The sequence below is a fragment of the Streptomyces sp. NPDC002896 genome, from assembly GCF_040295225.1.
Taxonomy (GTDB): domain Bacteria; phylum Actinomycetota; class Actinomycetes; order Streptomycetales; family Streptomycetaceae; genus Streptomyces.
The window spans coordinates 51,937-74,976 of sequence record NZ_JBEOVA010000015.1 but is presented as its reverse complement, the minus strand read 5'-3'; the positions used below and the strand labels follow the sequence as shown (position 1 = coordinate 74,976).

The 23,040-nt window shown below is 70.3% G+C and carries 15 protein-coding genes; 4 read left to right on the top strand and 11 right to left on the bottom strand.

What is annotated here, in order from left to right; translation table 11 throughout:
* The first annotated feature begins 91 nt into the window (after positions 1 to 91).
* Complete coding sequence (locus ABT009_RS26900) at positions 92 to 619, top strand: TerD family protein (RefSeq protein WP_351300027.1); 528 nt, start codon at positions 92 to 94, stop codon at positions 617 to 619.
* A 69-nt stretch (positions 620 to 688) separates the two neighbouring features.
* Here the strand turns inward: ABT009_RS26900 and ABT009_RS26895 are convergent, their stop codons facing one another.
* Positions 689 to 3,583 carry a vitamin B12-dependent ribonucleotide reductase gene (locus ABT009_RS26895; RefSeq protein WP_351300024.1) on the bottom strand — a complete coding sequence of 965 codons (2,895 nt, stop codon included), beginning with the start codon at positions 3,581 to 3,583 and terminating at the stop codon, positions 689 to 691.
* Between the two features lie 161 nt (positions 3,584 to 3,744).
* A complete protein-coding gene (nrdR, locus tag ABT009_RS26890; protein WP_351300021.1) occupies positions 3,745 to 4,299 on the bottom strand; it encodes a transcriptional regulator NrdR in 555 nt (184 codons plus the stop codon).
* A gap of 504 nt (positions 4,300 to 4,803) precedes the next feature.
* Here nrdR and lexA point away from each other — a divergent pair.
* Entirely contained in the window at positions 4,804 to 5,589 is a 786-nt protein-coding gene (gene lexA, locus ABT009_RS26885) for a transcriptional repressor LexA (protein ID WP_067274726.1), read from the top strand.
* Positions 5,590 to 5,687: 98 nt separating this feature from the next.
* Here lexA and ABT009_RS26880 read toward each other — a convergent pair whose 3' ends face one another.
* The 4 genes from ABT009_RS26880 to ABT009_RS26865 all read right to left on the bottom strand — a co-directional run bounded on the left by ABT009_RS26880 (position 5,688) and on the right by ABT009_RS26865 (position 12,577).
* Positions 5,688 to 7,697, bottom strand: coding sequence for an ATP-dependent DNA helicase (locus tag ABT009_RS26880; protein WP_351300017.1), 2,010 nt, complete (start codon positions 7,695 to 7,697; stop codon positions 5,688 to 5,690).
* A gap of 201 nt (positions 7,698 to 7,898) precedes the next feature.
* Positions 7,899 to 8,924: a GNAT family N-acetyltransferase gene (locus ABT009_RS26875; RefSeq protein ID WP_502989964.1), complete on the bottom strand. Its 1,026-nt coding sequence runs from the start codon at positions 8,922 to 8,924 to the stop codon at positions 7,899 to 7,901.
* A gap of 109 nt (positions 8,925 to 9,033) precedes the next feature.
* On the bottom strand, positions 9,034 to 11,094 hold the full coding sequence (locus tag ABT009_RS26870) for an IucA/IucC family protein (RefSeq protein WP_502989961.1): 2,061 nt from the start codon (positions 11,092 to 11,094) through the stop codon (positions 9,034 to 9,036).
* Positions 11,095 to 11,218: 124 nt separating this feature from the next.
* Positions 11,219 to 12,577: a diaminobutyrate--2-oxoglutarate transaminase family protein gene (locus ABT009_RS26865; protein WP_351300014.1), complete on the bottom strand. Its 1,359-nt coding sequence runs from the start codon at positions 12,575 to 12,577 to the stop codon at positions 11,219 to 11,221.
* 300 nt (positions 12,578 to 12,877) lie between these two features.
* Here ABT009_RS26865 and ABT009_RS26860 point away from each other — a divergent pair, with 300 nt between their 5' ends.
* Positions 12,878 to 14,098: a trypsin-like serine peptidase gene (locus tag ABT009_RS26860; protein WP_351300011.1), complete on the top strand. Its 1,221-nt coding sequence runs from the start codon at positions 12,878 to 12,880 to the stop codon at positions 14,096 to 14,098.
* Positions 14,099 to 14,314: 216 nt separating this feature from the next.
* Entirely contained in the window at positions 14,315 to 15,520 is a 1,206-nt protein-coding gene (locus ABT009_RS26855; protein WP_351300008.1) for a trypsin-like serine peptidase, read from the top strand.
* A gap of 139 nt (positions 15,521 to 15,659) precedes the next feature.
* On the opposite strand, the gene hflX is transcribed toward ABT009_RS26855, so the two are convergent.
* From hflX to ABT009_RS26830, 5 genes are all read right to left on the bottom strand, one after another.
* Positions 15,660 to 17,183: a GTPase HflX gene (gene hflX / locus ABT009_RS26850; protein ID WP_351300005.1), complete on the bottom strand. Its 1,524-nt coding sequence runs from the start codon at positions 17,181 to 17,183 to the stop codon at positions 15,660 to 15,662.
* Positions 17,184 to 17,409: 226 nt separating this feature from the next.
* Positions 17,410 to 18,957: a M1 family metallopeptidase gene (locus ABT009_RS26845; protein WP_351300002.1), complete on the bottom strand. Its 1,548-nt coding sequence runs from the start codon at positions 18,955 to 18,957 to the stop codon at positions 17,410 to 17,412.
* Positions 18,958 to 19,043: 86 nt separating this feature from the next.
* Positions 19,044 to 21,290 (bottom strand): RelA/SpoT family protein, encoded by a 2,247-nt coding sequence (locus tag ABT009_RS26840; protein ID WP_351299999.1) that lies wholly within the window; start codon positions 21,288 to 21,290, stop codon positions 19,044 to 19,046.
* Between the two features lie 193 nt (positions 21,291 to 21,483).
* A complete protein-coding gene (dapF, locus tag ABT009_RS26835; protein WP_351299997.1) occupies positions 21,484 to 22,398 on the bottom strand; it encodes a diaminopimelate epimerase in 915 nt (304 codons plus the stop codon).
* A gap of 66 nt (positions 22,399 to 22,464) precedes the next feature.
* Entirely contained in the window at positions 22,465 to 22,971 is a 507-nt protein-coding gene (locus ABT009_RS26830) for a hypothetical protein (RefSeq protein WP_351300347.1), read from the bottom strand.
* Between the last annotated feature and the right edge of the window lie 69 nt (positions 22,972 to 23,040).

The following is a 23,040-nucleotide window of genomic DNA, read 5'->3' as shown; positions in this document are numbered from 1 at the left end:
CGCACCCTGCACGCGGGGGAACCATACTGGGCAGCAGACCGAACAGACGAACACATACCGCAGCAGCCCGAATCCGGGGAGGGCAGGTTTCTTGGCCAGTCTCAACAAGGGACTCAGGAAGGTCGAAATACGGCTCCGGTGGGACCCCAGTCCACTGGGCCGGCCGCCGCACGACCTCGACGTCGTCGCCGCGACGTACACGGCGGACGAGCCGTACGGAAAACCGTCGTACGTCGTGCACTTCGGCAGCCGGTCGCCCGACGGCACCATCACGCTCAGCCGGGACAGCCGCACCGGTCAGGGCTTCGGCTCCGACGAGGTGATGGTCCTGGAGCTCGAGCGGCTGGCGGCCCGGTACGCGCGCGTGGTGGTCGGTGTGGTCATCCAGCAGCGCAACGGCGAGAGGACCTTCCAGGACATCGCCAACCCGCGTGTGGTGATCGCCGAAGGCCATACGGAGCTGGCGGCGGACGACTTCGCGCGGGTCGCTGACTCCACCGCGGCCACCGTCGCGGAGTTCACCCGCGACGCCTCCGGGGAGTGGGAGCTCCATGAGGCGCTGCGCGGCTTCGACGGGGACCCGGAGTCCTTCGCCGCCGTCATGGGCAGCCGTTCCTGATCCCCCGCCGAACGCCGTGAGGGGCGGCGCGGCCGGTAGCCGCACCGCCCCTCACGGGCTTTGGGTCAATCAGCTGCAGCCGCTGGTCGAGCCGCAGCCCTCGCAGATGTAGCAGGAGCCGGCGCGCTGCATCTTGGTGCCGCAGGAGAAGCACAGCGGGGCGTCGGCCTGGATGCCCAGCTGCATCTCCACCAGCTCGGCGCTGGTGTGCGCCTGCTTCGGGGCGGGCTTGGCCTCCTCCTCCTTGGGCGCTGCGGCCACGGCCTTCAGCTCCTGCGCCCGCGGCGCGGACTGGGCCAGGCCCTCGACGTCCACCTCGTCATCGGCCGGCTCGTACGAACCGGTCTCCAGGTGGCGCTGGCGCTCCTCGGCCGAGTGGATGCCGAGCGCCGAGCGGGTCTCGAAGGGCAGGAAGTCCAGCGCCAGGCGACGGAAGATGTAGTCGACGATCGACTGCGCCATCCGCACGTCCGGGTCGTCCGTCATGCCGGCCGGCTCGAAGCGCATGTTGGTGAACTTCGAGACGTACGTCTCCAGCGGCACGCCGTACTGCAGACCGACCGAGACAGCGATGGAGAAGGCGTCCATCATGCCCGCGAGGGTGGAGCCCTGCTTGGACATCTTCAGGAAGACCTCGCCGAGACCGTCGTCGGGGTAGGAGTTGGCGGTCATGTAGCCCTCGGCGCCACCGACCGTGAAGGACGTGGTGATGCCGGGACGGCCCTTCGGCAGACGCTTGCGGACCGGGCGATACTCGACGACCTTCTCGACCGCGGCCCGGATGGTCTCCTCGGCCTTCTCGGTGACCTCGGCCTTCTCCTTCTCCTTGGTCTTCGCGGAGAGGGGCTGGCCGACCTTGCAGTTGTCGCGGTAGATCGCGAGCGCCTTGACGCCCATCTTCCACGCTTCGAAGTAGACCTCTTCGACGTCCTCGACGGTGGCGCTCTCGGGGAGGTTGACCGTCTTGGAGAGGGCGCCGGAGATCCACGGCTGGATGGCGGCCATCATGCGGACGTGACCCATCGCGGAGATGGAGCGCTCGCCCATGGCGCAGTCGAAGACCTCGTAGTGCTCGTGCTTGAGGCCCGGGGCGTCGATCACATTGCCGTGGTCGGCGATGTGGGCGACGATCGCCTCGATCTGCTCCTCCTGGTAGCCCAGGCGGCGCAGGGCCTGCGGCACGGTGCCGTTGACGATCTGCATCGAGCCGCCGCCGACGAGCTTCTTGAACTTGACCAGCGCGAGGTCGGGCTCGAGGCCGGTGGTGTCGCAGGACATCGCGAGACCGATGGTGCCGGTCGGGGCGATGACGGAGGCCTGCGAGTTGCGGAAGCCGTTCTTCTCGCCGAGGCGGACCACGTCCTGCCAGGCCTCCGTGGCGGCGGCCCAGATCGGCGTGTCCAGGTCGTCCATGCGGATGGCCGTGTCGTTGGCGTCGGCGTGCTGCTTCATGACGCGCAGGTGCGGCTGCGCGTTGCGGGCGTAGCCGTCGTACGGGCCAACGACCGCGGCGAGCTCGGCGGACCGCTTGTACGAGGTGCCGGTCATCAGGGAGGTGATGGCACCGGCCAGGGCGCGACCGCCGTTGGAGTCGTACGCGTGGCCGGTCGCCATCAGCAGGGCGCCGAGGTTGGCGTAGCCGATGCCGAGCTGGCGGAAGGCGCGGGTGTTCTCACCGATCTTCTGGGTCGGGAAGTCCGCGAAGCAGATGGAGATGTCCATCGCGGTGATGACGAGCTCGACGACCTTGGCGAAGCGCTCGACGTCGAAGGACTGGTGGCCCTTGCCGTCGTCCTTCAGGAACTTCATCAGGTTCAGCGACGCGAGGTTGCAAGACGTGTTGTCCAGGTGCATGTACTCGCTGCACGGGTTCGAGCCGTTGATCCGGCCGGACTCGGGGCACGTGTGCCACTGGTTGATGGTGTCGTCGTACTGGATGCCCGGGTCGGCGCAGGCCCAGGCGGCCTCGGCCATCTTGCGGAAGAGCGCCTTGGCGTCGACCTCCTCGATGACCTCGCCGGTCATGCGGGACGTCAGGCCGAACTTGCCGCCCTCCTCGACCGCCTTCATGAACGTGTCGTTCACGCGGACCGAGTTGTTGGCGTTCTGGTACTGGACGGACGTGATGTCGTCGCCGCCCAGGTCCATGTCGAAGCCCGCGTCGCGCAGTGCGCGGATCTTCTCCTCTTCCTTCACCTTGGTCTCGATGAAGTCCTCGATGTCCGGGTGGTCGACGTCGAGGATGACCATCTTGGCCGCCCGGCGCGTCGCGCCACCGGACTTGATCGTTCCGGCGGAGGCGTCGGCGCCGCGCATGAAGGAGACCGGGCCGGAGGCGTTGCCGCCGGAGGACAGCAGCTCCTTGGAGGAGCGGATACGGGAGAGGTTCAGGCCGGCACCGGAGCCGCCCTTGAAGATCATGCCCTCTTCCTTGTACCAGTCGAGGATCGACTCCATGGAGTCGTCGACGGACAGGATGAAGCACGCGGAGACCTGCTGCGGCTGCGGGGTTCCGACGTTGAACCAGACGGGACTGTTGAAGCTGAAGATCTGGTGCAGGAGGGCGTACGCCAGCTCGTGCTCGAAGATCTCGGCGTCGGCGGGCGAGGCGAAGTACTTGTAGTCTTCGCCGGCCTTCCGGTACGTCTTCACGATGCGGTCGATGAGCTGCTTGAGGCTCACCTCGCGCTGCGGGGTGCCGACGGCACCTCGGAAGTACTTGCTGGTGACGATGTTGACCGCGTTCACCGACCAGAAGTCGGGGAACTCGACGCCACGCTGCTCGAAGTTGACCGAGCCGTCGCGCCAGTTGGTCATGACGACGTCACGGCGCTCCCAGACCACCTCGTCGTACGGATGCACGCCGGGGGTCGTGTGGATGCGCTCGATACGCAGCCCCTTGGTCGCCTTGGCACCCTTGGCGCGGGAACCTCGTGCTGCCGGGCCGCTCGCCGTCTCTGTCATGCCGCCTCCCTGTATCGGGCTAAAACGCCCTGAAGTGCCTCGTTCTTCCCGTGGCACGGTGTCTGTCTTGATATTGCGAGCGCCGCTCTTGCCGCCCGCAACAGGTCTTTGATGGCCGCCGATCGCCGGCCGGGCCGGTCCGCCCGGTCCGGGCCTGCCGGTCAGTCGGCGGCAGCGGCGGGCACGGGGACTTCGGCAGTCTCTCCGGACCCGCGGTCGTGTGCTTCGCGTCCTGCGCCCGCGCACTGCGCGTCGGCTGCGGGCTGCTGTGCCGGGTTCTCCCTCAGCTCCGTGATGGCGGCCTCGAAGTCCTCGAGCGAGTCGAACGCCCGGTACACGGACGCGAAGCGCAGGAAGGCGACAAGGTCGAGCTCCTGCAGCGGGCCGAGGATGGCCAGCCCCACGTCGTGGGTGGTCAGCTCGGCGCTGCCGGTGGCGCGCACGGCCTCCTCGACCCGCTGGCCGAGTTGGGCGAGAGCGTCCTCGGTGACAGGCCGTCCCTGGCATGCCTTGCGCACGCCGTTGATGACCTTGGTACGGCTGAAGGGCTCCGTCACCCCGCTGCGCTTGATCACCATCAGCGAGCAGGTCTCCACGGTCGTGAACCGCCGGGAGCAGTCGGGGCACTGGCGGCGCCTGCGGATCGACGTACCGTCGTCGGTCGTACGACTGTCGACGACCCGGCTGTCGGGGTGCCTGCAGAAGGGGCAGTGCATGACTTCCAACCCTCCTTCACAGCAGACTCAATAGCCCCAAAAGGCGTCACACGCCCCTCGAAGCAGCCCCAAGCATAGGCGATGCCGGAGGGCCCGAAGGACCGGGGGACCACAACTTCTGGGCTACGACTGCAATCCAACCACTAGATCTGGGGTTTGGCCGCACTTTCGTGCAGCATCGCGTGTCGCATGGCGAAGTCATGAGGGATTTCCGCACGTCACACCGCACGCCGCAGCCGCGCCGCATGGAATCCGGGTCGGTGCCGGGTCGTCCGGGACCCGGATGGCAGACTGGAGCCCCCCACAAGGGGCTCTCGATCCCGGCGGTGAATCGTAGCGGATTGAACCCAAATGCCTGACACGCCGAGCGACAGCCATACACCCGGACTCATGATCAAGCGAGGCAATCCGCGATATTTCACTCGAACGTGTGTTTGGCGCAACCTTTCGAAAGCAACTACCGTTGTCCAGCTAGGGAGAACATCTCGAGAGGGGCCGACCGACGTGACCACCACCGCAGACAGTGCCACCATCACTGCCCAGGATCGCTCCCAGGGCCGACTCGAGCCGGTGCATGCCATGAACGACGCAATCGCAAACCAGGAGGGGCCGAAGCCCGCCCGCTCCCTGCCGGGCCGACCTCCAGGCATCCGGGCTGACAGCTCCGGACTCACCGACCGGCAGCGGCGGGTCATCGAGGTCATCAGGGACTCCGTGCAGCGGCGTGGTTACCCACCGTCCATGCGGGAGATCGGGCAGGCGGTCGGCCTCTCCAGCACCTCCTCGGTGGCTCACCAGCTGATGGCTCTGGAACGCAAGGGCTTCCTGCGGCGCGACCCGCACCGCCCGCGCGCATACGAGGTCCGCGGCGCCGACCAGCCGACGGTCCAGCCCACCGACACGGCAGGCAAGCCGGCCGCGTCGTACGTTCCGCTGGTCGGCCGCATCGCCGCCGGTGGCCCGATCCTCGCGGAGGAGTCGGTCGAGGACGTGTTCCCGCTGCCCCGGCAGCTCGTGGGCGACGGCGAGCTGTTCGTCCTGAAGGTCGTCGGCGACTCCATGATCGAGGCCGCCATCTGTGACGGAGACTGGGTGACGGTGCGCCGCCAGCCGGTCGCCGAGAACGGCGACATCGTCGCGGCAATGCTCGACGGCGAGGCGACGGTCAAGCGCTTCAAGCGCGAGGACGGCCATGTGTGGCTGCTCCCGCACAACTCCGCGTACCAGCCGATCCCCGGTGACGAGGCGACGATCCTCGGCAAGGTGGTGGCGGTGCTGCGGCGGGTGTGACACTCCGCCCCTGACCGGGCCCCGGGACCAACTGCGCCGGTCCCGGGGCCCTGTATTTTGCTGCTATTTGCTGCCGACCGGCGCCACGCGCCGCGGCCTTAGTCGGCCTCCGTCTCGGCAGCCGCGGCGGCCTTGGCTGTCGCGTCGATCGCTGCCAGCGAGCGGCGGACCTGGTTGCGCTCCGTCGTGTACCAGAAGTCGGGCAGGGACGCCTTCAGATAGCTGCCGTACCGGGCCGTGGCCAACCTCGGATCCAGTACGGCGACCACTCCGCGGTCCCCCGACGCCCGGACGAGACGTCCCGCGCCCTGGGCCATCAGCAGCGCCGCATGGGTGGCCGCGACGGCCATGAAGCCATTGCCGCCGTTCTCCTCGACGGCCTTCTGGCGGGCGCTCATCAGCGGATCATCAGGGCGGGGGAAGGGGATCTTGTCCATGACCACCAGCTGACAGCTGGATCCCGGGACGTCGACTCCCTGCCAGAGCGACAGCGTGCCGAACAGGCAGGTCTTCGGATCGGCCGCAAAGTTCTTGATCAGCTCGCCGAGGGTCTCCTCCCCCTGCAGCAGTATCGGGAACTCCGGAATACGGGCCCGCAGCGCCTCGGCCGCGGACTGGGCGCCGCGCATGGACGAGAACAGGCCGAGCGTGCGCCCGCCCGCCGCCTGGATCAGCTCGGTGAGCTCGTCGAGCATGTCGCCGCGCTCGCCGTCCCTGGCCGGGCGGGACAGATGCTTGGCGACGTAGAGGATGCCCTGTTTGCGGTACTCGAACGGCGAACCGACGTCGATGCCCTTCCATACGGGCAGATCCTCGCCCTCGCCGCCCGGCGTCCCCGCGATGCCTTCGGGGGCGAGGCCCAGCGAGGCCCCCACGCCGTTGAAATCGCCGCCCAGCTTCAGCGTCGCCGAGGTCAGGACCACGGAGCGGTCCGTGAAGAGCTTCTCGCGGAGCAGGCCTGAAACGGACATGGGGGCGACGCGCAGCGAGGCACCGAAGCGGTCATGGCGCTCGTACCACACGACGTCCCACTCGGAACCGTTGGTGATCCGCTCCGCCACGTCGTGCACGGTCTCGACGGATGCCAGGGCCTGCTTGCGCACCGCGTCCTCGTCCTGGACGGACTTGTCACGGGTGGTGCCGAGGGCCGAGATGACGGTGCGGGCGGCGTCGCGCAGGGCCATCAGCGCATAGCCGAGGTCCTCGGGGATCTCCTCCAGGCGGCCCGGCAGGGCCAGCTCCATCAGCCGCTCGAAGCCCTCGGCGGCGGTCTGCAGCTGATCGGCCGCCTTCTCGTTCACCAGCTTGGCCGCTCGGCGCACCGCACGGTTGACCTGGCCCGGCGTGAGCTCGCCGGTCGCCACCCCGGTGACCCGGGAGACCAGCTCATGGGCCTCGTCGACGATCAGCACCTCGTGCTGCGGAAGGACCGGGGCGCCCTCGATGGCGTCGATGGCGAGGAGCGCGTGGTTGGTGACGACGACCTCGGCGAGCTTGGCGCGCTCGCGTGCCATCTCGGCGAAGCACTCGGCCCCGTACGCGCACTTCGATGCGCCAAGACACTCCCGGGAGGACACGGAGATCTGGGCCCAGGCCCGGTCCGAGACACCCGGGCTGAGATCGTCGCGGTCGCCGGTCTCCGTCTCGTCCGCCCAGTCCCGCAGTCTCAGCAGGTCCTGGCCGAGCTTGCTGGTGGGCGCGGCCGCCTCGAACTGGTCGAAGAGGCCCTCCTCCTCGTCCTGCGGCATGCCCTCGTGTAGGCGGTGCAGGCAGAGGTAGTTGGAGCGGCCCTTGAGCATGGCGAACTCGGGGCGGCGACGCAGCAGCGGATGCAGCGCATCGACCGTACGCGGAAGGTCCCGCTCCACGAGCTGGCGCTGGAGCGCCAAGGTGGCCGTCGCCACGACGACCCGGTCCCCGTGCGCCAGCGCGGGCACCAGATAGCCCAGCGACTTACCGGTGCCGGTGCCCGCCTGGACGAGCAGATGGGAGCCGTCGTCGACCGCCTGGGCGACGGCTTCGGCCATGGCCACCTGGCCAGGCCGCTCCGTGCCACCGACTGCGGTGACTGCGGCGTGCAGGAGCTCGGGGAGTGAGGGCTTCGTCATAGGGCCTCCACCCTACGGCGCTCCACTGACAGTCCGGCGATCAAGGCTGATCAAGCCTGGTGGAGGGGGTTGCACACCATCCGGTGCACGGCGGCATGCGGGCGCTGGTACAGCGCGAACCGCTCTCCGGGAGCTGGGCTGGCGGGCGGATTCGGCACGAGGACTCCTCGGGAGGGAACCTGGTCGCGGGCGACTTCGTTACTAAGAGTGACCGGGGTGGAGCAGATGGCGCAGGACCCGGTCGCGAACCATGAGTGCGGCCCGCTTGCCGGGAAGTTCGATCTCCGCGGAGAAGCGGAAGCCGGCGCTCAGAAACGCGGAGACGGAGGGGGTGTTGCGCAGATCCGGTTCGGCGATCACGCGAGTGCACCGGGGGCGGTGGTCGAGTACGAGATCGGCGACGGCTCGGAGGAGCGTCGTGCCGAGCCCCCGTCCGCGGTGGGCGACACCACCGATGAGGAGGTGGATTCCGGTGTCGTGCGGGCGGGCGGGGTAGTGGCGGGCGACCGGGTCGAGGTCCGCGCGGTAGATCTCCCAGTAGCTGATGGGGGCGCCGTCGAGCACACCGAGACACGGCACGCTGCGCCCGTCGCCTTCGAGCTGGGGACGCAGATGAGCCTCGGTCACGGCGTCGGGGCCGTCCAGCTCCCAGAACGCGGCCACGGCCGGGTCGTTCATCCAGCGGCTGATGAGCGGCAGATCGCGTTCGACGCGTACCGGGACGAGCCTGAAGACGCCCGCGGGTGTGCTGGTCGGGCCCCATTCGGCGAGGTTGTCGAGCAGATCGTCGTCGGCGAAGGCCGCGAGGTCCGCCGGCATTCGATCCACCAAGAGCTGGGTCTCGGCATGCGTGTCGGTGTCGGCATACGTGTCGGTGAACGTGTCCGCATGCCTGTCGGCGTGCGCCTCGGCAAGCGTCGAGGCGCCGGTGGCCGTCGGGGGTCCCGGCTGCCGGTGCCCGTCGTTTGCGGTGCCGTCTGCCGTCCCGGTGGGCTCGGGGGCTTGGTCGCTTTCCGACGCCTCGGTTTCGGGGGCCTCGGTGAAGAGGGCGATGAGCTCGTCCGGCAGGCGCAGGTCCAGTGTGTCTGTGCTGTTCGCGTCATCCGAGCCGGGTTCCGTGCCGGTGCCGGTACCCGTGCCGGTCTCCGCATCGGTACCCGCGCCGGGCTCCGTACCGGTGCCCGTGCCCGTGCCGGTCTCGGTCCCGTCGGCTGGACCTGTCTCCATGCCGGCCCATGGGCCGGTCTCGGTGGCGGTGGGGACACCGGCGTCGGTGCTCGCATCGGTGGGAGCCACGGCGCTGCTCCTCTCTCGGAGTGTGGGTGGGGCATGTACCTCAGGAATGAAGGGGGTTGGCGATCGCGACGTAGACGGACTGGGTGTCGACGGGACCGACGAGTTCGTCGAGACCGTGCACACGGGTGAGCAGGTTGGCCTTGCAGCGCAGCACAGGCGAGTCGAGGAGCTGTTCGGGAAGCGGCGTGCGCAGACCCTTGGGCCCCGTGCCGACGTCGCGAAGGAACTGGCGGAACGCGGCGAGCAGCAGTTGTTCGTCGGCGAGGCGCTGGGAGCCGAAGGCGCCGATGAGGCCGAGGACGTTGTTGATGGCCAGGTAGTAGGCGAAGCGCTCGTTCGTGACCGCGTCGGAGACGAACGTGTCGCTGAGTTCGCCGATGCCGGGGAGACGCTTGTCGAGTTCGTCGCGCCGGGACTCGCGGAAGTAGTACCCCTGGTTGTCCCGGTAGCGGCCGCCGATGGGCCAGCCGTCGGGGTCCAGCAGCAGGAGCGTGTTCTGCTGATGGGCCTCCAGGGCGATGCCTGCCTCACTGTCGAGCCACAGCACGGGACGTACGACCTGCTGCAGATAGCGCAGGAACCACTCGGCGGCGACGGCTCCCCTGGGACGGCCCGTACGTCCCGCGAGCCTGGTCACGAGCTCGGTGAGCCGGGACCGCATGGGGGTGCGGTCCTGTCCGGCGGGCTGAACCGGAGGCCGCGGCGAGACGAGTCCGGCGATGCAGGAGACGTCGTCACCCGGGCCGAAGGGGTTGTGCCGGATCATGACGTCGAGCCCGGGCACGGGTTCTCCGTCGGGCCCGTCGACGGCGAGCCAGGCCGGGTCGCGCACGATGTCGAAGCCCGGGTGCGCCTGCTGCCACTGCTCCGCGAGGCCGCTGCGCAGCAGACGGTGGACCTCGACTCCGCGGTGGAGCTCCTTGCGGAGGTTCTCCCGGCGGGAGTTGGTGATGCGCAGACCCAGCGACAGCTTGAGCATCGCGGGTGCACCGGAGCGGTACACGGTGCGTACGGAGGAGGTGGGGTGCCACGGGGAGCCATGGGGACCGAGGTCCTTCAGGAGGCCGGCGTCGAGGAGCTCGGCGGTCTCCGCGCGGTGGGTGACCTCGCGGATCTGCCACGGATGCATCGGCAGGGCGGTGTATCCGTCGGGCAGCGGCAGTGCGTCACCGGCCAGGTATGCGGTGAGCTGCGCGGCGGGGACGGCGCGGCCCCGCTCGGTCCATGCCGAGTCGGTGGCGAGGACGGACGGGGCCACAGCCATCCAGTGCAGCGGGAAGGCTCCCCTCAACTCCGGGGAGTACAGCCGAGACTCGGCCTCGGTCAGTCCTTCGCGGCTCTTCGGGGCCGGGTGCAGGGGGTGCCCGAGGAGCAGGGCCTGCTCGGCGGCCAGAAAGAGATCCGGTGCGTCGCCGGGACTCCTCCTGCGGTCGGCGACGAACATGGCGGTACGCCGCACGGAATCGGCGACGCGCGCCACGAGGTCGCCTCCGTCGCCGAGTTGTACGGTCGGCAGGTCCTGCTCGGCCGGAACATCCTCCACGGCCTGAGCGGCCGGCGCAGTACGGCCGCCCGCGCTCTCGGCATCGACGTCTTCGGTGTCCTCCGACTCGTCGGCTTCGTCAGCTCCCCTGTCGGACGCCGCCTCGGCCGCGATGCCCGCCGTCCCCCCCAGGCACTCGCGCGCAAGGAGCGCCGCGACCGTGACCGCGTCCACCGAGGGCGCACTGTCCGGGCCGTCTTCCAGGTACGGCAGGCCGAAGCGGTGCCAGCCGCAGGCCGACCAGTAGTGCACGGGCACGAGGAGTGCGGTGCAACTGGCCTCGAGCGGAATACGCAGAGTGCCCTGCTCCGGTGCGGCGAGGTTCTTCTCCCGTACCCAGCAGCGCAGCAGGTTCTCGACGGCCGCCCCCTGCGCGGCGATCCCTGGATCGTGGTGTTCCAGCAGATCGGCGGTTGCGCCGTGCAGGCGTTCGGCCGCCTGGCCGCCCTCCTGCTGCCGGGGGACGGAGCGGGGCTCCGCAAGCAGCGGCACCTGCGTGCCGCTTGCGCTGTGCAGGGGCAGGTGGGAGAGGCCTTCTGGTTCGGAGTTGGCGTTCAAGAGGGCTTCCTCGTGGGGTTGTTCGGGCTCGTACGGGGAGGGACCGAGGCGGCTCTGGTTGGTCTGTGACGTGTGGGATCCGCTCTGTTCGACGCGGCTCGGCTCTGGTCGATATCGACCGGCTCTAGTCGACGTGGTGACGGTGCACCGCCGCGGCCAGCGCGTCGGCGAGACGGTCGAGAACCGCGGAGGCCTGCTCGTCCGTGAGGGTGAGCGGGGGAAGAAGGCGTACGACGCTGGAGTGCCGGCCGCCGAGTTCCACGATGAGTCCGCGGCGCAGGCACTCGCGCTGGACGGTGGCGGCCAGTTCGGGCGCCGCAGGCGGCGGGCCGGGGGCCGCGGGGTCCTCGGCCGCGGGGTCGACGAGCTCGACGCCGATCATCAGTCCCCTGCCGCGCACGTCGCCCACGCACGCATACTCGGCGGCCAGTCCCTGGAGCTGGCCGAGCATACGGGCGCCCAACACCCCAGCACGTTCCGCGAGCCGGTTCTCCCGGACGTACGCCAACGTGGCCGCGCCCGCCGCCATGGCGAGCTGGTTGCCGCGGAAGGTGCCCGCGTGAGCGCCCGGCCCCCAGGCATCGAGGTCGTCCCGGTAGACCACGACGGCCAGCGGCAGGCTGCCGCCGATCGCCTTGGACAGCACCATCACGTCCGGCGTGATGCCGCTGTGTTCGACCGCCCAGAACATCCCGGTCCGCCCGACGCCGGTCTGCACCTCGTCGGCGATCAGCGGAATGGACCGGGCCGCGGTGATCTGGCGCATGTGCCGCAGCCAGTCGTCGGGGGCGGGGATCACGCCGCCCTCCCCCTGCACCGGTTCGAGGATCATGCCCGCGGGCTGGGGCACACCGGACTTGGGGTCGTCGAGGAGGTTCTCGGTCCAGCGCCCGGCGAGCTCGGCGCCGCGCGTGCCGCCGATACCGAACGGGCAGCGGTAGTCCTGCGGGTACGGAAGCCGGGCCACCCGTACGCCGGTCGCGCCGCCGGACGCGTCGAGTGCCCCCGCCGTCATCCCGTGGTACGCACCGGTGAAGGCCAGCACGTCGCTTCGCCCGGTCGCCGTACGCACCAGCTTCAGTGCGGCCTCGACCGCATCCGTGCCGGCCGGGCCGCAGAACTGGATGCGGGCCCGGTCGGCGAGGCGAGGCGGAAGCGTGCGGAACAGCTCGGTCGTGAAGGTGTCCTTGACCGGTGTGGCCAGGTCCAGGACGTGCAGGGGCGCACCGGAGTCGAGAACTTTTCTGATCGCCTCGAGCACGACCGGGTGGTTGTGTCCCAGCGCCAGCGTGCCGGCGCCGGAGAGGCAGTCGAGGTAGCGGCGGCCGTCCGCGCCCTCGATCGTCAGGCCGCGGGCCCGCACGGGCACGATCGGCAGGGCGCGAGCATAGGTGCGCGCGGCTGATTCGCGCGCCGACTGGCGGCGCAGGATCCCTTCGAATGCGACGGGCGCCGCCGCGGGCGCAGGCTCGGTCACGGCCACGACTGTCGGTCCTCCCGCTGTTCCCTGGCGAAATCCCGCCCGGTGCCGGGCGAGTTCCCGCTTCAGCTGGGCGGGTTCCCGCTGTGCGCAGGCGAGTTGACGGGGGCGACGCACACATGCGACTGCCCCGTAGGTTTCCAACGACGCCGAAGCCGGAGGATCACGGGTTGGGGGAAGATCCTTGCCGTGACGGAACCGTTGCCGTTCCGTCCGGCGTCCCCGACGGCACCGGCATAGTGTGTGGTGCCGTTCGGCCGGAGGGGCCGACCAGTTCGAAAGAAACCCAGGGGGAGTCACACCATGCGAGCCATCCGCCCGATCCCAGCCGCGCGTCGCGGAAGGAACTCGCGGCGCAGAACGTCGGTGGCGGGCGCGATAGCCCTCGGCGCCGTTCTGGCGCTGACCGCCACGGCGTGCGACGGCTCGGGCGACGACAACGCGGGCGGTGAGCCGTCGCCCTCCACCACCCAGGCGGGTGACGACAAGTTCGAGATTCCGCAGGACATCCAGGACCGGCTCAAGGAGCACGGGATCGACCTGGACAAGTGGAAGAACGGCGCCTGGAAGAACTGGGACAAGGACGACTGGCTGCGCGAGGCAGGCGACTTCATCAATCCGATCATCGAGGACCTCTGGGACCCGGACCGGATGCGCGACGCCGAGGAGCCGGGCAAGGAGGTCGACGACGATCTCTCCGGGGGCCAGGGCGTCACCGATCCGACGCCCGATCCCGTGAAGGCGCAGTCGGTGAAGACGCCCTACCACGACAACGCGGCCGAGGCGGGCAAGGTCTTCTTCGACGGCCCCGAGGGCTCGATGGTCTGTTCCGCGACCGTGGTCGAGGATCCTGCGCACCCCGGCAAGTCCAACCTCGTGTGGACCGCGGGCCACTGCGTGCACGCGGGCAAGGACGGCGGCTGGTACCGCAACATCGCCTTCGTCCCGTCGTACAACAACGACGGCAAGTCGCTCGAGGAGCTGCAGAACGCCACCAAGGAGGAGGTCGCTCCGTACGGCGTCTGGTGGGGTGACTGGGCGCAGACCTCCGACCAGTGGATCGAGCAGGGCGGGCCGACCGGCGGGCAGGGCGCGCCGTACGACTTCGCCGTCATCCATGTGACGCCCGAGAAGGGCGGCGAGGGCAAGTCCCTCGAGGAGACGGTGGGTTCGGCGCTTCCCGTGGACTTCGACGCGCCGGCCGCGAACGAGCTGAAGAGCCTGTCGGCGATCGGCTACCCTGCGGCGCCGCCCTACGACGGTCAGCGGCTGTACCAGTGCACGGACAAGCCGGGCCGGCTCTCGCTGTCCGGGTCCACGCCGACGATGTACCGCATCGGCTGCACCATGACCGGCGGTTCGTCCGGCGGCGGCTGGATCGCGCAGGGCTCGGACGGGAAGCCGGCGCTGGTGTCCAACACGTCGATCGGCCCGGTGACGGCGGGCTGGCTGGCGGGTCCGCGGCTGGGCAAGGAGGCCAAGGGCATCTATGACGCGGTGAGCGAGAAGTTCGCCGGGCAGTGACGCGTTCGCCGGGCCGGAAGCCGGCCCGGCGGCTGTAGCAGCGTCTGCGCAGTCGGCGGCGGGGTGTCGCACGAAAACCTTCACCGCCCCGCCGTCGTTCGTCCCCAACTCCACGGGCATAGTGGGGTGTCGCGATCGAGGGGTCCGAGAAGTCCTGCTTCCGCGCTGCTGACAAGTACATGACATATACAGGTTCCATCGGGGGTTCACAGCACCATGCGTTCCATACGTCCGCCTTTCGTACGCGGCCACGGACGGCGTACCGTCCTGGCCGCCACCGGGCTCGCGGCGGCTCTCGCGCTCACCGCCACCGCCTGCGGTCCGTCCGGCGACAAGGCGAGTGACAAGGCCGGCGCCACCACGTCCCAGGCAGCCGACACGGGCAGCGGTGACAGCGGGATTCCCGCCGACCTCGCCGACCGGCTCAAGGAGCACGGCATCGATGTCGACAAGTGGAAGAGCGGCGGCTGGCAGAACTGGGACAAGGACGACTGGCTGCGCGAGGCGAAGGACTTCGTCAACCCGGTCATCGAGGGGCTGTGGAAGCCCGAGCGGATGAAGTCCGCCAAGGACCCGAAGAAGACGATCTCCGCCAAGGACGCGTCGGCCGACCAGGGCGTCTCCGACCCCGCGCCCGCTCCGGTCGAGGCCGAGCGTGAGAAGACCCCGTACCACGAGAACGCCGCGCCGGTCGGCAAGGTGTTCTTCGACTCCCCCGAGGGCTCGATGGTCTGCTCGGGCACGGTCGTGAAGGACCCGCGCCACCCGGGCAAGTCCAACCTCGTGTGGACCGCGGGCCACTGCGTTCACGCGGGCGCGTCCGGCGGCTGGTACCGCAACATCGCCTTCGTGCCCGCCTACAACGACCTCGGCAAGTCCGAGTCCCAGCTGGCCAACGCCACGGCGCAGGAGATCGCCCCGTACGGCCAGTACTGGGCGGACTGGGCGGCCACGTCCAACGAGTGGATCGAGGGCGGCTCCGAGACGGGCGGCGCCGGTGCGGCGTACGACTACGCCGTGCTCCACGTGAAGCCGGAGACGGGCAGCAAGTCCCTCGAGGAGACCGTCGGTGCCGCCCTGGACGTGGACTTCTCGACGCCGTCCGCCGCGTCCGTGAGCGCGATGGGCGCGTGGGGCTATCCGGCCGCGCCGCCGTACAACGGCCTGATCATGCACAAGTGCATCGACCAGCCTGGGAGGCTTTCGCTGAGCCCGAGCCTGCCGACGATGTACCGCATCGGCTGCACCATGACGGGCGGTTCCTCCGGTGGCGGCTGGTTCCGCGTCGTGGGCGACAAGACGAAGCTCGTCTCGAACACGTCGATCGGCCCGGCCGACAACACCTGGCTCGCGGGACCGCAGCTGGGCAAGGGCGCCAAGCAGATCTTCGACATGATGAGCGAGAAGTACGGCGGCAAGTAACCGGAACTACCGGACGGCGCGCATCCGCGCACGCAGCCGACACGGCGAGGGCCCGCCCCCTGTGCAGGGGACGGGCCCTCGCCCTTTCGTCGGCTTGCCGGCCCTCAGCGGGTCCAGCAGTCCAGATAGGCCTGTCAGGTCAGTGCCCGGCCGCCCGGGCCCCCGGCAGCGCCAGCACATACGGTGCCAGCTCGGCCGCGAGCTCCTCGTGCACCCGCGCCTTGAGCAGCGTGCCCTCCGGGGTGTGGTCCTCGGAGATCACGTCGCCCTCGGCGTGTGCGCGCGAGACGAGTCGGCCCAGCGAGTACGGCACGAGCGCCTCGATCTCGACCTCGGGCCGCGGCAGAACGTCGTCGATGAGCGCGAGCAGCTCGTCGATGCCCTGGCCGGTGCGGGCCGACACGGCGATCGAGCGCTTCTCGATCCGCAGCAGCCGCTGGAGCACCAGCGGATCGGCCGCGTCCGCCTTGTTGATCACCACGATCTCGGGCACGTCGGTCGCGCCCACGTCGCGGACGACCTCGCGCACGGCGGCCAGCTGCTCCTCCGGCGCCGGGTGCGCGCCGTCCACCACGTGCAGGATCAGATCGGCGTCGCCGACCTCCTCCATCGTGGAGCGGAACGCCTCGACAAGGTGGTGCGGCAGATGCCGGACGAATCCGACGGTGTCGGCCAGCGTGTAGAGCCGGCCGCTCGGGGTCTCGGCCCTGCGCACGGTCGGGTCGAGGGTGGCGAACAGGGCGTTCTCCACCAGTACGCCCGCGCCCGTCAGCCGGTTGAGCAGCGAGGACTTGCCCGCGTTGGTGTATCCGGCGATGGCGACCGAGGGCACCTTGTTGCGCCGGCGCTCCTGGCGCTTGATCTCGCGGCCGGTCTTCATATCCGCGATCTCACGGCGCATCTTGGCCATCTTCTCGCGGATCCGACGCCGGTCCGTCTCGATCTTGGTCTCACCGGGACCACGGGTGGCCATGCCGCCGCCCGAGGAGCCGGAGCCACCGCCACCCATCTGCCGGGACAGCGACTGACCCCAGCCGCGCAGGCGCGGCAGCATGTACTGCATCTGCGCGAGCGAGACCTGCGCCTTGCCCTCTCGGGACTTGGCGTGCTGGGCGAAGATGTCGAGGATCAGGGCGGTACGGTCCACCACCTTGACCTTGACGACATCCTCGAGGTGGATCAGCTGGCCCGGGGTGAGCTCACCGTCACAGACCACGGTGTCGGCCCCGGTCTCCAGCACGATGTCGCGCAGTTCCTGGGCCTTGCCGGAGCCGATGTAGGTGGCCGGGTCGGGCTTGTCGCGGCGCTGGATGACGCCGTCGAGCACCAGCGCGCCGGCGGTCTCGGCCAGCGCGGCCAGCTCGGCGAGCGAGTTCTCCGCGTCGGTCACGGTCCCCGAGGTCCACACCCCGACGAGCACGACGCGCTCCAGGCGGAGCTGTCGGTACTCGACCTCGGTGACGTCCTCGAGCTCGGTGGAGAGACCGGCCACACGGCGCAGGGACGCGCGCTCGTGACGGTCGAACTGGTCTCCGTCCCGGTCTCCGTCGATCTCGTAGCTCCAGGCGACGTCCTCTTCCATCAGGGCATCGGCCCGAAGACCCTCGGGGTAGTTCTGAGCGAAGCGCTGCTCGTCCTGGGAAGGGGAAGAAGAGGAGGTCATTTGATCCTTACGTCGATACGAGAGTGAAAGGGTGACGGTCGTCAGCCGTCATCCAGGTCAACGATCGGGGCCGTCCCGGGATTCCCGCGTGGCAGCCGGGACATCTCCCGAGTTGCCGCCGAGCGCAGGTCCTCAGCGGCCGCGCCGCCGACGTGAAGATGGTCGCACGGCGCGGCCCGCGTCGTCATCCGGGTTATTCCGGGTTGTTCGCCGGGCTGCGTCCTGCTCATCCCGTGGGCCTGCCGAGGGGTTCGGTGCGCCAGTCCGGGTGCCCCGGCATCGGCGGCGTCTTCGTTCCGTACAGCCAGGGCCGGAGGAATCCCCGCAGGTCGCGCCCGGAGATGCGAGAGGCCAGGGAGACGAAGTCCGCCGTCGTCGCCGTCTCGTCACGGTACGTGGCCACCCACGCCCGCTCCAGCTGTTCGAAGGCCGTGCGCCCGATCTCCTGCCGCAGCGCGTAGAGCACGAGCGCGCTGCCGTCGTAGACGACGGGGCGGAAGATGCTGATCTTCTGGCCGGCATCCGGGGCCTTGGGTGCGGCGGGCGGTCCGCCGGACGTCCGCCAGGAGTCCGACTGGCGGTATGCCTCGCGCATCCGCTCGTCGAGCGACGGCCCCGACTTCTCCGCGGCATAGAGGGCCTCGTACCAGGTGGCGTGCCCTTCGTTGAGCCACAGGTCGGACCAGGTGCGCGGGCTCACGCTGTCGCCGAACCACTGGTGCGCGAGTTCGTGCACCATGATCGACTCGATCGACCAGTCGGGGTGGCCGCGGTCCGTGAAGAGCTCTCTCTCGAAGAGAGAGAGCGTCTGTGTCTCCAGTTCGAAGCCCGTCTGGGCCTCGGCGACCAGCAGACCGTACCTCTCGAAGGGGTAGCGGCCGACCTTCCGCTCCATCCAGGCGATCTGGTCCGGGGTCTTGCTGAGCCATGGCTCGAGCACCTTGCGGTCCTTGGTGGGCACGACGTCGCGTACGACCAGCCCGTGCGGGCCCGTCCGGTACAGGACCGTCGACCGGCCGAGGGACACCTGGGCGAGCTCGGTGGCCATGGGGTGCAGCGTCCGGTACGCCCACGTGGTGGTGGAGCCGGCACGCGTCCTGCCGACGGGCACCCCGTTGGCGACGGCGGTGACGTCCGACGGCGCGGTGATGCGGAACGTGAACAGCGCCTTGTCCGAGGGGTGGTCGTTGCACGGGAACACCCGGTGCGCGGCGTCCGCCTGGTTGGCCATGGCGAGGCCGTCCTTGGTACGGACCCAGCCGCCGTCCCCCTTGTCGGGCGGCACCGGATCGCTGGTGTGCCGCACGGTCACCCGCATCGCGCTGCCCCGCGCCAGCGGCCGGGACGGCGTGACGACGAGATCCTCGCCCGCCTTGGCGAAGCGGGCCGGCGCGCCGTTGACCTCGACCGACCGGACCGTGCCGTGTGAGAAGTCGAGGTTGAAGCGCCCGAGCCGGTCCGTCGCCCGGGCGGCGATCCTGGTGACGGCGTCGAGCGGCTTGCTGTTGTCGCCGCGATAGGTGAGGGAGATGTCGTACGACGCCACGTCGTAACCGGGGTTCCCGAGGTCCGGGAAGAGCCGGTCGCCGACGCCGAGCGCGGTGGGTCCCTCCGCCCGCGGTGAGCCGGAAGAGGGGGAGACGGGCAGGGGGGCGCTCGCGGCGACGAGGCCGGCGCAGGCCGCCGGGGCCAGCAGTACGGTCCCGATCCGGAACGTCCGGGACGTCCGGGAGGCCTTCGCTCGCGGCGCCGTGGTCCAAGGGGTGAACAGCATGGACCACCGCTACCAGCGCGCGCCGTCCGAGCCCGGACGGCGCGCGCCGTGCCCACCCGAACGGTGCCCTCCGCAAACGTGTGCGCCTACGGAGTGGCCGTGGCCGAGTACTGCGCGCGGCTCACGTCGTACACGCCGGGCACGTTGCGCATCGCGCGCATCAGCCCCGGCAGGTGGGCGGCGTCCGGCAGTTGGAGGGTGTAGGTGTGGCGTACGCGCTGCTGGCTGGGCGGCTCCACGGTCGCCGACACGATCGCCGCGCCCTCCAGGGCGATGACTTCGGTGAGGTCGGCCAGCAGATGCGGCCGCCCGAAGGATTCAGCAATCAGCGTGACCCGGCACTCCGCCGTGTCGCCCCAGCGCACTCCGACCTCCGTGCGCCCCAGTCCCTTCATCTGCGCCACGGCCGGACACTCCGCGCGGTGCACGGTGACGACTCCGCCGCGCACGGCGAAGGCTGTCACCGCGTCCGGTGGTACCGGGGTGCAGCAGCCCGCGAGCCGCACGGTCGCGCCCGCCTGGTCGACGACCGCGTTCGCCCCGGCGGGGCGTACGGCGGGCGTCGCGTCGGCGGCCGGGCGGGGTGCTGCCGCCCGGGCCTTCGCAGCTTGGGCCGCGGGCCGCAGCCGCCCGGTGGACAGTGCGGGAGGTGCCCCGGTGGGAGACGGGTGCGCGGCGAGCCAGCGGCTGATGGCGATCCGGGCGGCGGGCGTGCGGGCGTGGTCGAGCCACTCCCGCGACGGTCCGGACACCAGGTCCTGTCCCATGAGGAGCTGCACCGTGTCGCCGTCGCGCAGGACCGTACTGAGTGTCGCCAGACGGCCGTTGACGCGTGCCCCGATGCAGGCGTGCGCGTCCTCGCCGTACTGCGCGTACGCGGCGTCCACGCAGCTGGCGCCGGCGGGCAGTCCGAGCCTGCCCCCGTCGGGACGGAAGACGGCGATCTCGCCGTCCTGGGCGAGGTCCTCGCGGAGCGTCGACCAGAACGTGTCGGGGTCCGGGGCCGCCTGCTGCCACTCGAGGAGCCGGGAGAGCCAGCCGGGCCGGGTGGGGTCGACGCGCTCACCCTCGGGGCGCTCCCCGTCGGCCGCGTCCTCGGCTGCCGGGGCATAGGGGTTGCCGAGAGCGATGACGCCGGCCTCGGCTACCTGGTGCATCTGGTGCGTACGGATCAGGACTTCGGCGACCTCGACGGCCGCGGGGGTCCCGCCGGGCGCGTCCGCCCGTGCCTGGGGAAGCGCGACCGCGGTATGCAGCGACTGGTAGAGGTTGAACTTCGGTACGGCGATGAAGTCCTTGAACTCCGAGACGACCGGCGTCAAACACGTGTGCAGCTCGCCCAGCACGCCGTAGCAGTCGGCGACCTCGTTCACGAGCACGAGAAGCCGTCCGAAGTCCGCCCCGCGCAGCTCTCCGCGTTTGCGCCGGACCCGGTGCACGGACAGGAAGTGCCGCGGCCTGATGAGGACTTCCGCGCCGATGCCCGCGTCACGCAGCACGGACCGCACCTCTTCCGCGATGTCCGCCAGGGGGTCGTCATCCCGCGCGGCGTTGGCGGCCATGAGCTCGCGGGTCTGCTCGTACTCCTCGGGGTGGAGGATCGCGAAGACGAGGTCCTCGAGCTCCGTCTTGAGGGCCTGCACGCCGAGGCGTTCGGCGAGCGGAATGAGCACGTCGCGGGTCACCTTGGCGATCCGCACCTGTTTCTCGGGCCGCATGACGCCGAGCGTGCGGACGTTGTGCAGCCGGTCGGCGAGCTTGATCGACATGACGCGGACATCGCTGCCGGTCGCGACGAGCATCTTGCGGAAGGTCTCGGGCTCGGCCGCCGCTCCGTAGTCGACCTTCTCGAGCTTGGTGACTCCGTCGACCAGATAGCGCACTTCCTCGCCGAACTCCGCGCCGACCTGATCAAGCGTCACCTCCGTGTCCTCCACGGTGTCGTGGAGGAGGGACGCGGTGAGGGTCGTCGTCTCGGCGCCGAGTTCCGCGAGGATCAGTGTCACGGCGAGCGGATGCGTGATGTACGGCTCGCCGCTCTTGCGCATCTGTCCGCGGTGCGAGGACTCGGCGAGGACGTACGCCTTGCGCAGGGGCTCGATGTCCGCGTCCGGAAAGTGCGCGCGATGGGCCTCGACCACATGCCCGATGGCGTCGGGCAGCCGGTCCCGGGCGGCGGAGCCGAGGAGTGCGGCCCTGCCCAGTCTGCGCAGATCGATCCGGGGACGGCCGCGCCTGCGGTGCACCGAGGGCTCCCCCACTCTCGACGTCGCTCGAGCGGGGGGACCCCCACCGGCGCCCGGCGTCGGGTGGTCTGCGGCCTCCGCACTCATGGGCACCTCCGGCAGCGTCGACCGGCGAAGCGGAGGGGGCACCCCGGGCCTTCACCCCAGGGGAGGGCGATCGTTCCCCCGTCCGGGCCGGTGCTTGATGCTACCGAGCCCATCACGCGCTGCTGACCGGCTCTCGCCGAGCGTGAAACGGATCACCCATTCGAGCGAAGAATCATGGGTGCGCCGTGCAGGATCAGGGGCGTGCCGATGCGAGGCGCTCGTCCAGCCACTCGGCCTCGATCTCGCCTTCGGCGACGATCACGGCCGGTCCCGTCATCTCGATCTCGCCGTCCGCGCCCTCGGTGATCACCAGGCGCCCACCCGGCACGTCGACGACGTAGGTCGCCGGGGTCCCGGTGGCCGCCGGGTCGGCGCCGTCCCTGCGGGCCGCTGCGACGGCGACGGCGCATGCGCCGGTGCCGCACGAGCGGGTCTCGCCGGCGCCGCGCTCATGCACGCGCATCGCCACGTGCCGGGGGCCGCGGTCCACGACGAACTCGACGTTCACACCCTCCGGATAGGCGGATTCCGGAGTGAAGGGCGGCGGCGCCAGCAGGTCGCCCGCGTGGTCCAGCTCGTCCACGAAGGCCACGGCGTGCGGGTTGCCCATGTTCACGTTGCGCGCGGGCCAGCTGCGCTCGCCGACGCTCACTGTGACGTCGCGCTCGGGACCGTCCGGGAACACGGCCTTGCCCATGCCGACGGTGACGTCCGCCGCGGCGGAGCCGCTGTCGGACACAGCCTTGGCGATGTGCACGCTCTTCACGCCCCCGCGCGTGGCGACCGCCAGGTCCCCTTCGCCCACATACCCGGCTCGCTGGAGATAGCGCGCGAACACACGCACGCCGTTGCCGCACATCTCGGCGATCGAGCCGTCGCCGTTGCGGTAGTCCATGAACCACTCCGCCTGCGCCGCCATCTCCCTGGCCTCGGGGTGCGCGGCGGAACGCACGACGTGCAGCAGACCGTCGCCGCCGATGCCCGCCCGGCGGTCGCACAGCGCGGCGACGGCGGCCGGGGGCAGGTCGATGGCGTTCTCCGGGTCGGGAACGATCACAAAGTCGTTCTCGGTCCCGTGACCCTTGAGGAAGGCGATCCGCGAGCTCATTCCTCGATCGTAAGGGGTGGCTCGGACACTCCGGGGTGCCGGGACAGGCTGAGACCGGCCGCGGGCTCAGCGGAGGCGGGCCACGCGCCACACGGCGAGCGCGACGACGGCCACGACCACCACCGCGTATGCGGCGATCACCCGCCAGTCCGGGCGGCAGCCGGAACCCCGCTGGGGCAGTCCCGGCCACGTGGAGCCCACGCGGCGCGCGGCCATCATGGCCCAGCCCGCTGCGCAGGAGCTGATCAGCAGGCCGAGCATGGCGACGACGGCTCCGCCGTCGCCGAACTCGAAGGCCAGCGGGAAGGCGAACATCAGGGAGCCGACGGCGGCAAGGCTCACGATGGGCGCGAGCTGCCAGATCCGCAGTCGGCGCTGCGGGCGCAGCTCCACCTCGACCTCGGCCTGCGCGGCCAGTTCGTCCGCGTCGGGGCCGTCGGCGGTCACGCCGTCCGGCGTCAGGTCAGGGCCGTCGGAGCTCAGTCCGCTCTCGCCCTGCGCCGTGTCATGCCCGCCGCGACGTGCGGTGTCGTGTTCCCCACCGTGTGCGGTGTCGCGAGGGCCGGCCTCCATCGCCACGCGCCCTCCCAACTTCGGACTCTTTGGTCGATCGAAGGACGATGATGGCATGGCGTCAGGGGC